General features: G+C 73.2%; 10 protein-coding genes, 1 tRNA gene and 3 pseudogenes. 7 read left to right on the forward strand and 7 right to left on the reverse strand.

Annotation, left to right across the window (positions count from 1 at the left end; all coding sequences use genetic code 11):
- Positions 1-7: 7 nt before the first annotated feature.
- On the reverse strand, positions 8-1,399 hold the full coding sequence (locus tag ABD879_RS13665) for an amidase (RefSeq protein ID WP_345021261.1): 1,392 nt from the start codon (positions 1,397-1,399) through the stop codon (positions 8-10).
- Positions 1,386-1,592, reverse strand: a complete 207-nt coding sequence (locus tag ABD879_RS13670) for a hypothetical protein (RefSeq protein ID WP_345021263.1) — start codon at positions 1,590-1,592, stop codon at positions 1,386-1,388. Before ABD879_RS13670 ends, ABD879_RS13665 begins: the two co-directional genes overlap by 14 nt.
- Positions 1,593-1,745: 153 nt before the next feature.
- On the opposite strand from ABD879_RS13670, the gene ABD879_RS13675 reads away from it, so the two are divergent.
- From ABD879_RS13675 to ABD879_RS13700, 6 genes and pseudogenes are all read left to right on the forward strand, one after another.
- Positions 1,746-3,047 carry an MFS transporter gene (locus ABD879_RS13675; protein WP_345021265.1) on the forward strand — a complete coding sequence of 434 codons (1,302 nt, stop codon included), beginning with the start codon at positions 1,746-1,748 and terminating at the stop codon, positions 3,045-3,047.
- Between the two features lie 12 nt (positions 3,048-3,059).
- Entirely contained in the window at positions 3,060-3,974 is a 915-nt protein-coding gene (locus tag ABD879_RS13680; RefSeq protein WP_345021267.1) for an MBL fold metallo-hydrolase, read from the forward strand.
- A 5-nt stretch (positions 3,975-3,979) separates the two neighbouring features.
- Positions 3,980-5,101: pseudogene (locus ABD879_RS13685) on the forward strand (CoA transferase); the annotation flags it as partial.
- 158 nt (positions 5,102-5,259) lie between these two features.
- Positions 5,260-5,541: pseudogene (locus ABD879_RS13690) on the forward strand (long-chain fatty acid--CoA ligase); the annotation flags it as partial.
- A 128-nt stretch (positions 5,542-5,669) separates the two neighbouring features.
- Positions 5,670-6,914, forward strand: a complete 1,245-nt coding sequence (locus tag ABD879_RS13695; RefSeq protein WP_345021305.1) for a class I adenylate-forming enzyme family protein — start codon at positions 5,670-5,672, stop codon at positions 6,912-6,914.
- 8 nt (positions 6,915-6,922) lie between these two features.
- A complete protein-coding gene (locus ABD879_RS13700; protein WP_345021307.1) occupies positions 6,923-8,149 on the forward strand; it encodes a carboxymuconolactone decarboxylase family protein in 1,227 nt (408 codons plus the stop codon).
- A 340-nt stretch (positions 8,150-8,489) separates the two neighbouring features.
- Here ABD879_RS13700 and ABD879_RS13705 read toward each other — a convergent pair.
- Positions 8,490-8,562, reverse strand: a tRNA-Arg gene (locus tag ABD879_RS13705).
- A gap of 633 nt (positions 8,563-9,195) precedes the next feature.
- Between ABD879_RS13705 and ABD879_RS13710 the strand changes: the two genes are divergently transcribed.
- Complete coding sequence (locus ABD879_RS13710) at positions 9,196-10,233, forward strand: D-alanyl-D-alanine carboxypeptidase family protein (protein WP_345021269.1); 1,038 nt, start codon at positions 9,196-9,198, stop codon at positions 10,231-10,233.
- A 331-nt stretch (positions 10,234-10,564) separates the two neighbouring features.
- Here ABD879_RS13710 and ABD879_RS13715 read toward each other — a convergent pair.
- The 4 genes and pseudogenes from ABD879_RS13715 to ABD879_RS13730 form a co-directional block, all read right to left on the reverse strand.
- Positions 10,565-11,602: pseudogene (locus ABD879_RS13715) on the reverse strand (integrase core domain-containing protein); the annotation flags it as partial.
- Between the two features lie 330 nt (positions 11,603-11,932).
- Positions 11,933-12,331 (reverse strand): large conductance mechanosensitive channel protein MscL, encoded by a 399-nt coding sequence (gene mscL, locus ABD879_RS13720; RefSeq protein WP_345021272.1) that lies wholly within the window; start codon positions 12,329-12,331, stop codon positions 11,933-11,935.
- A 90-nt stretch (positions 12,332-12,421) separates the two neighbouring features.
- Complete coding sequence (locus ABD879_RS13725; protein WP_345021274.1) at positions 12,422-13,027, reverse strand: SAF domain-containing protein; 606 nt, start codon at positions 13,025-13,027, stop codon at positions 12,422-12,424.
- Positions 13,024-13,857, reverse strand: a complete 834-nt coding sequence (locus ABD879_RS13730; protein ID WP_345021276.1) for an S-methyl-5'-thioadenosine phosphorylase — start codon at positions 13,855-13,857, stop codon at positions 13,024-13,026. The genes ABD879_RS13725 and ABD879_RS13730 overlap by 4 nt, the downstream gene beginning before the upstream one ends.
- Positions 13,858-13,976: the final 119 nt, after the last annotated feature.

Here is a 13,976-nt window from a genome sequence, read left to right on the forward strand (position 1 = left end):
CCATCTCTCAGACGGCCAGGGGAGCGGGCCGCCCCGCGCCGGCCGTCGACTCCTCGTAGACGCGGCCCACGCGCAGCACGGTCGCGTCGTGGAAGGGGCGCGCCATCAGCTGCATACCGATCGGCAGTCCGGCGCTGTCACGACCGACCGGCAGGGTGAGGGCCGGGACACCGGTGACGTTGGCAGGGGCGCAGAGGCGGACGTAGCAGTCCGACACGGTCTCGGTCGTGCCATCGGTCCACTCGACGGTGTCCCGCCCCTTCTCGACGGCGGTCATCGGCACCGTCGGCGCGGCGAGGACATCGATCCCGTCGAACATGCGGGCCCAGGCGTCTCGCATCATGGTGCGGGCCCGCTGGGCGCGGAGGTAGTCGCCCGCGGAGGTGAGCGCGCCGGCCTCCAGCAGGACGCGGACGTCCGGCGCGTACAGGTCGGGCACGGCCCGCAGCGACCGCTCGTGGTACGCGGTGGCCTCGGGAACCATCAGCCCCCACTGGACGGCCTGGATGTAACGCGCCATCGGGATCTCGACGTCGACGAGTTCCGCCCCCAGCTCCGCCAGCCGCTCGATCGCACCGCGCACGGACTCCTCGACCTCGGGCGCGACCCGGTCGAAGTAGTGGTTCCGCGGTACGCCGACCTTGAGTCCTCGCAGGTCGCCTTCCGGGATGCGGTCCGGCGCGGGGGCGGGCACGCTCGCCGGGTCGCGCGGGTCGCGGCCGGCGATCGCCGACAGCACCAGCGCGGCGTCCTGGACGGTGCGGGTGAGCGGGCCCACATGGTCCAGCGACCAGGACAGCGAGGTCACGCCTGTGCGGGGGACCAGGCCGTAGGTCGGTTTGAGGCCCACCACGCCGTTCAGGGCCGCGGGGACCCGGATGGAACCGCCGGTGTCCGTCCCCAGGGTGAACGTCGCCGCGCCGGCGGCGACGGCCACCGCCGAGCCGCCGCTCGACCCGCCCGCGACCCGGCTCCGGTCCCAGGCGTTGTTCGTCTGCGGAGTGGTCAGGCCGTAGGCGAACTCGTGGGTGTGCGTCTTGCCCAGGAGGACGGCCCCGGCGGCGCCGAGCCGTTCGGCCACCCGGCTGTCGCGGTCCGCCACGTGCCCGGCACGGACATGCGAGCTCGCCGTGGTGGGCATCCCCGCCACGTCGATCAGATCCTTGAGCGCCATGGGGATCCCGTGCAGCGGCCCGCGCGGTCCGCTCGCGGAGATCTCCCGTTCGGCGCGGGCCGCTGCGGCCAGGGCCGCGTCGGCGGCGACGGTGACGTAGGCGCCCAGCCGCTCTTCGACGGCGGCGATGCGGGCGAGCACCGATTCGGTGAGCTCGACGGGGGACAGCTCCCGTGCGCGCACCGCACGTGAGGCTTCGGTCAGCGACAGCTCAAACGGTCGCATCGGCGTTCTCCTGCCCGGCTCGGTAGCAGGACGCGGGAGGGGTCTCCCCGAAGTCCAGCTCGCGCAGCGTGCTGATCACGGAGTGGATGTGGTCGGCCGTCATGGCCACTACCTCATGTCGGTCGCCCTCGAGGGGGAGCCCCGCCCGCAGCGCCCCTCGGGCTGCCTCCTGGGGGGTGAGTTCGCTGGTCATGGCTTCCTTACGGATCGGTACGGCGCGACGGGCCCGGGATCGGCGCAGGACCCCGGCACCCGTAAACGCGAATAATTTGCTTTAAGTGAGCGTAGGGCCTACGGTGCCTTAAAGCAAACCAGTTGCTTTAAGTGCAGGAAGGACCCTCATGCCATGCGTCCCCGCGGGCCCCGCACCCCTCCGTCCGGACGCCTGCCGTTCGCATTGCACGTCTCGATCCTGATCGCACTGCTCGCCGCGTCCAGCGCGCCGACCCCGCTCTACCCCCACTACCAGGGCCGGTGGCAGCTGTCGGCCCTCGACATCACGGTGGTGTTCAGCGCCTACGCCCTGGCGCTGCTGATCGCACTGCTGACGACCGGCACCCTTTCCGACCATCTCGGACGCCGCCCCGTGCTCCTGGGCGCGCTCGCGGTCCAGATCGCCTCCATGGCGCTGTTCGCCACCGCCGGCGGCCTCACCGCCCTGATCGTCGCCCGCGTGCTGCAGGGCATCGCGACCGGCGCGGCGACCAGCGCGGCCGGTGCGGCCCTCCTCGACCTGGAAGACCCCGCCCGTCCGGGACGTCCCGCTCTGGCCAACAGCATCGCGCCGGTGACGGGCATGGCGGTCGGCGTCCTGGCGGCCACCCTCATGGTGCGCTTCGCCCCCGTTCCGACGCTCACGGTGTACGCGGCCTTGATCGCCGTATTCGCCGCGCAGGCCATCGCGCTCGTCCCGACGCCCGAGACCGCCCGCCGCCGTCCCGGAGCACTGCGCTCGATGCGGCCCCACCTGGCGCTGCCGCCGGCGGCCGCCCGCACCCTCCTGTTCAACGGCGCCGGCATCGTCGCGGTCTGGGCGCTCGGCGGCCTCTACTCGTCCCTGGGACCGGGCCTCACGCGGTCCATCTCCCCCGGCGGGCCCGAATACGCCGACGGCCTGGTCTTTTTCACGCTGACGGCCGTCGCCGCCCCGACGGTGTACCTCACGCGCGGGATGCGCGCCGACGTCTGCGCACTCCTCGGGAGCTCCGCGGTGCTACCGGCGGCCGCCCTGACCCTGGGGGCCCTCCATCTCGCCGACCCCATGCCTCTCTTCGCCGGGGCGGCACTGGCCGGGTTCGGCTTCGGAGCCGTCTCCCAGGGGGCGCTGCGCGCGGTCGTCGACTCGGTCCCGGCCCGGGAGAAGAGCGGCACGCTCGCCTCCTACTACGTGCTCAGCTACCTGGCGATGAGCCTGCCCGCCATCGGCGCCGGCGCCCTCGCCGCCGGGATCGGACTGCGCGCGGCGGCACTGGCCTACGCCGGCTGCATGGCCGTACTGGCGTCCGTCGCGGTCGCGACGCTCACCGTGCGGCTGCGCAGTCGGCGACGGACACCGCCTCCGGACGCCCACCCCCGCCCGGCAACGAGCAACTGCATATCCGTCGCATCCGCTTCGGACATCTCCATCCCCGCAACCCATAACAGATAAGGAGAAGGCACCGTGTTCGACTCCGCTGCTTCCCCCTCTTCCTGGACGGTGGGCGACCTCACCGTCCGACGCATCGACGAAGTGACCCTGCCTCCTCAGACCGGTCCGTGGCTGCTGCCCGAGGCGACCACCGACCTCGTGAGCCGGACCCCCTGGCTGAGCCCCGAATTCGCCGACGAACAAGGCGTCCTGCGCCTGACAAGCCACAGCTTCGCCGTCGAGGTGGACGGCATGCGGGTGCTGGTGGACACCGGCATCGGAAACGGCAAGCTCCGCGCCAACCCCGCCTGGCACGACCTGGACACCGACTACGAAGCGCGGCTGCGGGCCGCCGGCTTCGCGCCGGACCGCGTTGACATCGTGGTCCTGACCCACCTGCACGCCGACCACGTGGGGTGGAACACACGCGCCGAGGGCGACACCTGGGTGCCCACCTTCCCGAACGCGCGCTATCTCACCTCGCGCACGGAGTGGAACCACTGGGCGGACGTCGACATGGAGGAGGCCCGTCGGCAGATGTTCCGGGACTCGGTGCATCCCGTCCGGGAGGCAGGTCTGCTCGACCTCGTCGACGTCGCGGACGAGGGCACGGACGTCGCGCCGGGCATCCGCCTGCTGCCCACCCCCGGCCACACACCGGGACAGGTGGCGGTGGAACTGAGCAGCCGCGGCGAGACCGCACTGATCACCGGCGACAGCGTCCACCACCCGGTCCAGATGGCGCACCCGGAGCTGTGCAGCTGTGTGGACATCGCTCCCGAACTCGCGGTCCGGACCCGCGAGCGGCTGCTCAGCTCACTGGCCGGTACGTCCACTCTCCTGCTGGGGACCCACTTCCCGCCGCCGACCGCCGGGCATGTGCGGCGCGAGGACGGCGGGTACCGACTGGTCCCCGCTCCCTCCGGAGCCACGCCCGTCGGCGGCTGAAGCGGATGGCACCATCCGGTGCGCGCCGCGCACCGCTTCGAGCCCGTGCGGTTGACGTTCCACAGAGTGTCCGGGCCGTGGGAGCTCGGCCGGTGAGAGCGCGGTGTGCGGTCAGCCGGCCCGGAAGCTGCCGTTCGGTGAGACGTGCGCGCCGTGATCGGGAGGGAGCCGACGACGTCCGGTTCGAGATCGAGACGTTCACCGCCGAGAGCTGGCTGGGCTTTTGGACGGCCCTCGGCGCCCCGCGCCGCGCGATCGCCGCGGGCCGGCCGCCATTCCAGCAGCGGTTCGCCACCGCGACCTGCGCGCTGCCGCCCGAACTGCCGGCCGCGGCGGCAAAGCTGCACTACGCGGCCGTCCGCGCCGCCGCCCGCGCCGCGGGCGTCAGCATCGTGGAGGTGAGCGACGACGCGGCGCGGCCGCTGCCCCGCCCCGCGTCCCCGTGGCGGGCCCGTCCCCTCTCCTGGCCGCCGGGCTCCGCCGGAGACCTGGCCGCGGTACCGGCGGGGAGCCGGGCGCCCCTCGGCGGCATCCGGGTCGCCGAGGCCACCAACCGGATCCAGGGTCCGCTCGCCGGGCACCTGCTCGGCCTGCTCGGGGCCGAGGTCGTCCGGCTGGAACCGCCCGGCGGCGACCCGATGCGCGGCGTCCCGCCCCTGACCGGCGGCTGCTCGGTCCGCTTCCTCGCGCTGAACCGCGGCAAGGGCGTCATCGAGGCCGACCTGAAGACCCCTGCCGGACGGGAGACGGCGCGCGGACTCCTCGCCGCGTCGGACGTCTTCCTGCAGAACTGGCCGCCCGGCCGCGCGCGCCTGTTCGCGATGGACGCCGACGACCTGGCCGCCGTCCGGCCCGGCCTCGTCTACACGCACGCCGGGGGGTGGGCCGAGGCCCATCCCGCCCCGCAGCCCATGGGCACCGACTACCTCGTCCAGGCGTACACGGGGGTCGCGGCCCTGCTGGCCGGGCGCGGACGGCCCCCGGCGCCGACGCTGATGACGATCACCGACGTGCTCGGCGCGCTGATCGGAGCGGAGGGGACGATCGCGGGCCTGCTCGCCCGCGCCCGCACCGGCACCGGCGTCCGCGTCGAGACCGGGCTGGTCGACGCCGCGTGCCTGCTGCGCGACGCACACGCCGACCGCCCGGCCGCGGACGTGCCGCCGACCGCGCCCGTCGTGGCGGACCTGGCGGAGATGGCCGCCGCCCCCGCCTACGCGGCGCTGTTCGAGACCCGCGGCGGCGTCGCCTTCACCCGCAGCCCACCCACCCGTAGAGAGGCCCCATGGCATCCGCCTTCCGCTGGACATCGGCCAACGGCATCACCCTGGTCGACCATGTCCCCGCCGAGAAGCGCCGGGCATGGACCGCCGCCGGACGCTGCCCCGGCCGGGACCTGTACGCGTTGTTCAGCGACCACGTCCGCGCCGTCCCTGGGCGTGCCGCCGTCGTCGACGACGCGGGCGTCCTCACCTGCGCCGCGCTCGACGACCGCGTCCGCCGGGCGGCCGCCGCGCTGCGGGCCGCCGACCGGGGGCCCGCCGACATCATCGCCGTGCTGCTGCCGAACGGACGCGACGCCGTCGTCGCCGAGCTGGCGATCGCGGCGCTCGGCGCCGTGGCCCTGCGATCCCCCACACGCACGGACCGCGCGACATCGCACGCCTCCTCGGCCGCTCCCGCGCCGCCGCCCTCATCACCGCCCCGGAGGGGCTCGCGTCAGCGGAGGGCATGGACGACCTTCAGCTGTGGACGCCCGGCCCGGCCCCGCACCACGCAGTCCGCTCCCTCGGCGAAGGCGATCCGCGGGCCTGGAGTCGCGAGCCCGTCGACGCGGATGCCCCGGCCCGCATCCTGACCTCCTCGGGATCGGAATCCGAACCCAAGATGGTGGCCTACTCCCACAACGCCATGGCAGGCGGCCGCGGCAACTACGTGGCCGCCCTGAGATTCGGGTGCGAGCCGATGCGGGCCCTCGTGCTGGTCTCGCTGGCCTCGGCGTACGGGTCGCTCGGAACCTCGGGGATCGTCGCGCGCCACGGCGGCACGCTGGTCCTGCTGCCGCGCTTCGACGCCGCGGCCGCGCTCGACGCGATCGAACGGCACCGCCCCACCCACCTGTTCGCCGTTCCGACCATGCTGTGGCGCATGGCCGGATGCGCGAGCGGCGCGGACGTGTCATCGCTCAAGGCCGTCATCTCCAGCACGGGCCCGGTGCACGAGCACGTCCGGGACGCCTGCGTCCGCCGGTTCGGCATACCGCCCGTCAACATCTACGGTTCCAGCGACGGCGTCAACTGCCGCACCGCCCGCGACCCGGGCCGCTGGGCCCCCGGGCCGGCCGGCGTCCCCGACCCCGACGTGGCGGAGATCAGCATCCGCGACGCCGAGGGGCGGCCCCTGCCCCCCGGCCGGGCGGGCGAGATATGGGCGCTCGGCCCCATGACCCCGCTGTGCTACGTCGCGTCCCCCGACCTGGACGCCCGCTACCGGGCCCCCGGCGGCTGGGTGCGCACCGGCGACCTCGGCCGCCTGGACGACGACGGCACGCTGTGGGTGTTGGACCGGATCAAACGCGTCATCAACCGCGGCGGCGTCAAGATATGTCCGGCGGAGGTGGAGCGCGTGCTCGCCGACCACCCCGACATCGCCGACGTGCACTGCGTCCCGGTGCACGACCGCGACCTGGGCGAACGGATGTGCGCCTGCCTGGCACCGCGTCCCGGGGCCGTGCCGCCGTCGCCCGCCGCCCTGATCGACTGCCTGCTGGAACGCGGCGTCGACCGGCGCGGGCTGCCCGAACGCTTCCTGACCCTGCCCGAACTGCCGCTCGGTCCGACCGGCAAGGTCAGCGTCGCCGCCCTGACCCGGCTGGCCGCGGAGGCCGCCGTCCCGGTGGACGCCGCCGGTCCCGCGCGGCGGCCCAACGCCCGGATGTGAGGATCCGCGTGAACACGAAGCTCCGGCGCCCGTCCGTCCTCGGCGAGAACGACGCGCACAACAGCGAACAGCACCGCCTGCTCGGCCTGGCCCTCGACCCGCTCACCACCCGCCACCTCGCCGGGACCGGCGTCGGGCCGGGGTGGCGGTGCCTGGAGGTCGGCGCCGGGGACGGCGGCGTCGCGGCATGGCTGGCCCGGCGCGTCGCCCCGTCCGGCTCGGTGCTGGCCACCGACATCAGGCCGGTTCCCATGCCCGCCGTCGAGGGCCTTGAGTTCGCCCTGCACGACATCGTCCGCGACCCGCTCCCGGAGGCCGAGTTCGACCTCGTCCACGTCCGGCTGGTGCTGCGGCTGCTGCCTGAACGCCTCGCCGTCCTCGACCGCCTGGTACGGGCCCTCAAACCGGGAGGCGTGCTCCGGATCGACGAGTTCGACGCCACCGACGCGCCCGCCCTGAGCGTCCCCGACCCCGCCGCACACGACCTCTACCGGGCGTTCCTGGACGCGAAGGCGCAGATCATGACCGCCGGGAACGTCGACATGGCCTGGGGGAGCAAGGCGGCCCGCGCCATGCGCCGGGCCGGGCTGACCGGCGTCTCCGCCCACTGCCACTACGAGGAATGGTGTGCCGGGTCGCCCGGCCTGCCACCACACCCGGCACCTGCGGGACCGGTTCCTCCGCGCCGGGATGACCGACGAGCGGCTGGCCGAGGTGCGCGCGCTGCTCGCCCACCCCGACTTCCGCGTCCGCTCCTACGCGATCTATTCGGTCCAGGGCCGGCGCCCGGGGGAGGGCTGATGACCGCTCCCCGCATCGACCTGCCCGCCGTCGCCCCGGACGTCTACGGCGCGATGGCCAATCTCACCAAGGCCGCGAGCGCGCACCTCGACCCGCTGCTGGCCGAACTCGTCCGCATCCGCGTCTCCCAGATCAACGGCTGCGCGTTCTGCCTGCGGCTGCACACGCGGGCGGCCCTGGACGCCGGTGAGAACGAGACCCGCCTGCACGAGCTGGCGTCCTGGCGGGACAGCACGCTGTTCACCGCCGCCGAACGCGCGGCCCTGGCCCTGGCCGAGGCCATGACCTCGCTCGGCCCGGCCGGTGTCGCGGACGAGGTCTTCACCGCCGCCCGCGAGCACTTCGCCGAGACTCCGCTCGCCCACCTCCTGTGGACGATCGCCGCCATCAACGCCTGGAACCGCATCGGCATAACCGTGTTCCCTCCGAAGTAGGGATGCGAACCCCATGCGAAGCCCGCGCGCCCTGCGAGCGACCGCGCGTACCGCTCCCCGGCGACAGACGGATGCGGTTCGCGCCGCCGTGGGCCGCCAGATGAACCGGCGTTCCCTCGGCCGACCCTCGCGGATCGGCAGGCGGTCGTACCTACTCGCGTGGACGGGCACCGGAAACACCGAGACCCGCGCCGACGAGGGAGATCGCTCCCCGCGGGGGACCGTATTGGGACCGATCAACCGCATGAGGCCGCGTCCGGCCGCATGGAGCCGCACACAGCACAGCGCCCCTGACCGACGTTCGCACTGGTCAGGGGCGCTCTCGTGTTGCTCCTCTCGGTGCCCCCGGCAGGATTCGAACCTGCGACACCCGCTTTAGGAGAGCGGTGCTCTATCCCCTGAGCTACGGAGGCCTGTCTCGTTAGAGCCTAGCGGACGGCACATACAGGGTAGGGGAAGCGGCGACGGATCGCTCCCCCTTAAACGGTGTCCCCTAGGCCGGATCCGGCGCCAGCGGTACGCTTCGGTCCCGTGACGGGACGGCATCGTGGTGGACCAAGGGCGAAGGGGCGGGGGGCGCGCAGCGGGCTTCTCGTCGGCGGTGCGGTCGTCACGGTCGTCGCGGTGATCGGAGTGGTGGGGGTGCGCCGGGACGCACCGCCGCCCAAGCCGCAGACCGCCGCTACGGCGCAGGCGCGAGTCGTGCCGTCGGCGGTGTCCGCCGGCCCGACGGTCGGAGAGTACGTGCCGCCGCAGCCGACGTCCACGCCGCGACCGGTGCGGACGTCGCGTTCGACGCCGTCGCCCAAGGCCACCGTGGCGCCGCGGCCCCGGCCGACCGCTTCACCGACCCAGCAGGAGCGGCGGCGTGAGCGGGAGCGGCCACAGCTGTGTTCTCCGCGCTGGTTGGAGAACCCGTTCCTGCGCGAATGGTGTCAAAGGAACGGTTACCGCGCTCGATGACCCCGGTTACGCCCAGTTCATGGTGAAGCTGTAGTAGCGTTCCTGCCGCTATTCCCCGCTTCAGGCATCAGGAGGAACCCGACGTGCCAGTTCCTCGGTCGGCGGCGCTGACCGCGGTCTTCCTGGTGATGTTCGCTGTCATCGGCGCACCACACGCCGGTGCCGCCACCCGCCAGCGCGACACCGTGGAAACGCTGCGCCGTGAGGCGGCCAAGGCGCGCACGGAACTGCAGAAGGCCACCCGCCAGATGGAGACCCGCAAGAAGGAGCTGGCCAAGTCGCAGGCCAAGCTGCGGGCCACCCTCAAGGATCTGGCGGTGGCCGAGGCCGAGCTCAACCGGATCCGTCAGCCGGTGGCCCGGCTGGCCAACGCCTCCTACCAGCAGCCGGGGGCCGGGGGCGCGATGTCGATCTTCTCTGGGGAGGTCGGTGCGGGGCTGCGGTCGACCGCGGACATGGCCTACATCGCAGGAGGACGGCAGGCGCTGGTGCGGCAGGCGGACGACCTGCAGCAGCGGCGGCAGCGGCTGGCCTCGACGGCGCAGGAGCTGCAGTCGCGCAACGCCGTCGCGCAGACCAAGCTGGAGCAGCAGGTGCAGAGCCTGCGGGACAGGTCGGCGCAGCTCACCAAGCAGCTCACCGCGATGCTCGACCAGATGCAGGCCGAGCGGGACAGGCGCCTGCAGGCGATGTGTCCCAAGAACCTGGCCGCGGGCGCCCGCAGGTTCCCCAACGGACTGATCCCCTCGCGTTACCTGTGCCCGCTGCCGCAGAAGGGCGAGCAGTTGCGGGCGGACGCGGCGTTGGCCTTCTACAAGCTCAACGACGCCTACAAGCGGCGGTTCGGACGCAACATCTGCGTGACCGACTCCTACCGCAGCCTGGCGGACCAGCAGCGGGTGTACGTGGAGCGGCCCGGGTTCGCGGCCGTCCCCGGCACCAGCAACCACGGCCGCGGACAGGCCGTCGACCTCTGCGGCGGCGTGCAGATCGCGGGCTCTGTGCAGTTCCGCTGGATGGAGGCCAACTCCAGGAAGTACGGCTGGTTCCACCCCGCCTGGGCCTACAGCAACCCCTTCGAGCCGTGGCACTGGGAATACGGCACCGAAGGCGACGGCTGAGCAGCCCCGATGCCGTTGGAACGGCCTGACCGGCCAAACCGGTACGCCGGGCGGCCGACCCGGCCCCCAAGGCGCGTCCGGTGAATCATGGTGGATCCGCAGCAGTGCGGTGATCCCGGTCTGCCAGTTGACGCTCGGTATGACGGGCGGCGTCACCGCGTCGTCACTCGAGCCGGTCGATGACGTTGCGGCGTCGGCGGGATGGCCGCAGCGGAGACGGGGGCGGCCGCCGCTCCGGCCCACTCGCACATGGCGGCGCCACGGAGCCGCCAGGCGACGGACGACCCAGCTGCCAAGATCCGTCGGACGGGGCCCTCGCCGTCGCTGGCTGGTTGTTCTGTCCTGACAGGTTGGTGCCGCGGCCGGCGGGTGGGAGGCCGCCGAGTGCGGTGTGGCCGCGGTGGTGGTTGGTACATGTGCAGCCAGGGCGCGAGCGCGGCGCGGCGTTCGGTCTCGAAGGCGTGGGGGCGGGCGTAGGCCCATTCGTCCAGCAGGGTGCGGTGGTAGCGCTCGACTTTGCCGTTGCGCTGGGGCCGGAACGGGGCGCCCGTGGGCGATGCGGGCTGCGGCCAGGGTGTCGCGCCGCAGTCGCGAGCGGTGGCATGAGCCGTTGTCGGTCAGGACGCGGCGCACGGTGATTCCGGCGGCGGAGAAGGCCTGCGCACGCGTCCGGAACGCGGTGGCCGATTGTTTGGTCTCATCCGGCAGGATCTCGGTGCAGGGCCGGGCGGGAGTGGTCGTCGATGGCGGTGTGCAGGTACCCGTGGCCCAGCAGGGGCTTGCCGCCGCGCCGATCCGGGGTCGCGGTGCGCCGGCGGTTGCGGTTGCCCACTGCCCGGCCGTGGACGCGTTGGCCGCCGTCGGGGATGCGGCCGAGCTTTTGACGTCGATGTGGACCAGGTCGCCGGGGCGTTGGTGCTGGTAGCGGCGGATGGGTTCGCCCGTGGCCCGATTGCATGCCGCCAGGCGCGCCACGCCGTGCCGCATCAGATGCGATGCCGGTGCGGGTGGTGCGGGCGGACCGGGCCGATGCGATGCGCCCGGGGCTGGCAGCCGTAGCGGGTCAGAACGCGGTGCACCGTGGAGGGAGCCGGGCCCAGGCGGGCGGCGATGCGGGCAGGGCCGAGGCGGCGGCGGACGCGGGTGCGCGCGATGCGCCGTTCGGGCCGCAGTGGCTCAGTTTGGGGCCGGGTTTGGAGGGGTGCGGTGGTGTCCTCTTGGGTGGTGTGCGCGTGTAGTGCGTCTTCCGCGCGTAGTGCCGTGCGCAGCTGTGGGGTGGGGGTGGCTGGTTCGGGGGCTCGCGGGTGTTGGCTTCAGTTGACTGGGCCGCTCTGTGGCGCGGGGTGGTGGGGGCGCGGGGGTGTGCTTGGGGGGAGGTGTTCTTTTGGGGGTGTGAAGGTGTGTGTGCGTTGGTTTGTGGTGTCGGGTTTGCGTGGTCGGGGTGTTGGGCTCGTCCCTGTGCGGCGGGATGGCGTGTTGTCTGCGGCGGTTCGGTGTTTCGAAGTGTCGTTGGTCGGCGCGTTGGCCGGTTGGGTGTGTTTGGTGGCGTGGTGTGGGGTCTGGTCGTGCTTCTGGTAGGGCGTGTGGTGTGTTAGGTCGCGCGGTGGTGAGTGGGCGGCTCGGAAGCGGTCGGCGTTGGGTTGTGAGCGGCTTGGTGGTCTGTGCGGACTGCTTGTCGGGGGGCCGGTGACGCGCTGGGTCAGGCGGGGGTCAGTTCGGTGGTGCAGAACCTGCAGCGGGTGGCCATCAGGGGGATGTCGCTGAGGCAGTGCGGGCACTGCTGCTCGCCGGCCTTCTCGGCCCTGTTCAGGCGCTCCAGGAGTTTGGTGGTGGGCAGGACGACCAGGAAGTACACGACCGCGGCGATGATCAGGAAGGAGATGACGGCGGTGATGAAGACCCCGTAGGGGAACCTGGTGCCGCTGATCGTGAAGGCCAGGCTGTTGAAGTTGGGCTGGCCGCCGAGCAGGGCGATGAGCGGCCCGATGAAGGCGTTCACGAAGGCGGTCACCAGGGCGCTGAACGCGGCGCCGACGACGACCGCGACCGCCAGTTCGATGAGGTTGCCGCGCAGCAGGAACTTCTTGAAGCCGCTCATGATGGCCCCTCTTGTGACGTTCCGTAGTTATCTAGTTACGGTCGGAGAATATCAACTCCCGGGTCCGCCGGTATAGGGGGGCTGGTCGGTTCATCGGGGGCCGTCGTTCTGCGGTGGGCCGGCCGGAGCGCCGGAGATCGTCACGGAGAGGGAGGACCCGGCCGCCGCCAGCGCTGCGGCTTGGGTGCGGTCTGTGGCCAGCACGATCAGGGCTCCCTGGTCGGAGCGGAGCCTGGGTACCGCCACCACCGGGGCCGAGGAGACCACCGTGCGGGAGAACGGGGCGCCGGGGGACGGCGTGGCCAGCACGTCTATCCGGTCGCCGGGGCGCAGGAGGCGGGCCACCCCCGCGTCCGCGATGCGGATGGGGGTGGCGACCGTTCCGGCTCCGTAGCCGCGCAGGAGACCGCCGGTCAGCAGGCGGGCGTCGGTGAGCGGCTCGCCGCGGCGCATGGGGCCCGCGAGGGTGCGGCCGACGGCGTTCTCGCGTAACGCCCCGGCGGGGACCGCGTCGGGCGGCAGCGCCAGCGGGCGCACGTCGCGCGGGCCCAGGATGGTGCCGGAGGGCAGGTCGCGGGCGGCGGCCAGCACCTGGACGGTGGCGGCGGGGGACGGGCGCAGGGCCGGCACGGCCAGGCCGGTGGCGAGCGCGGCCGACAGCGCCGCCAGGAGCCGCCGCAGAGGCGGCGGCCTCACGGCAGCTCCAGGGGCAGCTTCATGCCGTCCAGGACGTTCGGGCAGAAGCAGTCGCGGGTCGCGGGCAGGGACTGGACCACCTCGGCGACCAGGACGCGCAGCCTGTCGATGTTGGCGGCGAAGACGCGCAGGACCTCCTCCATCGTCACGCCCTCGCCCTCCTCGATGCCGGCGTCCAGGTCGGTGACCAGGCACAGCGGCGTGTAGCACAGCGCCAGCTCGCGGGCCAGGACGGCCTCGGGGTGGCCGGTCATGCCCACCAGCGTCCAGCCCTGCGCCGCGTACCACCGCGACTCGGCGCGGGTGGAGAACCGCGGGCCCTCGATGACGACGAGGGTGCCGCCGTCGACCGGCTCCCAGCCGGCGTCGCGGGCGGACGCCACGGCGGCGCGGCGGCCCGCCGGGCAGTACGGGTCGGCGAACGACAGGTGGATGGCGGCGCCCTCGTCGTAGTACGTCTGCGCCCGCCCGGACGTGCGGTCGACGAGCTGGTCGGGGACGACGAGCGTGCCGGGGCCGTGCTCGGGGACCAGCGAGCCGACCGCGCTGGGGGCGACCACCTGGCGGACGCCGAGGGAGCGCAGCGCCCACATGTTGGCCCGGTAGGGGATGCGGTGCGGCGGGAAGCGGTGGTCGCGGCCGTGCCGGGGGATGAAGGCGACCCGGCGGCCGCCCAGCACCCCGAGGGCGATGCGGTCGCTGGGCGGCCCGTAGGGGGTGTCGACGGCGACCTCCTCGACGTCGTCGAGGAAGGAGTAGAAGCCGGAGCCGCCGATGACGCCGATCTCGGCGGCGGGGGCGGAGGGGGAGGACTGCGAAACAGTGGACATGGCGCCGACACTAGCCATCGGCGGCATCCGGTCGGGAGTCCCGCCGCCGATTGTGGATAACCGGCCGAACGATCTTCGGGACGGGCTCGGCGCGCCGAATGCGAAGGGGCCCGGACGCG

The sequence above is a fragment of the Actinomadura keratinilytica genome (assembly GCF_039539665.1).
Classification (GTDB): Bacteria; Actinomycetota; Actinomycetes; order Streptosporangiales; family Streptosporangiaceae; genus Spirillospora; species Spirillospora keratinilytica.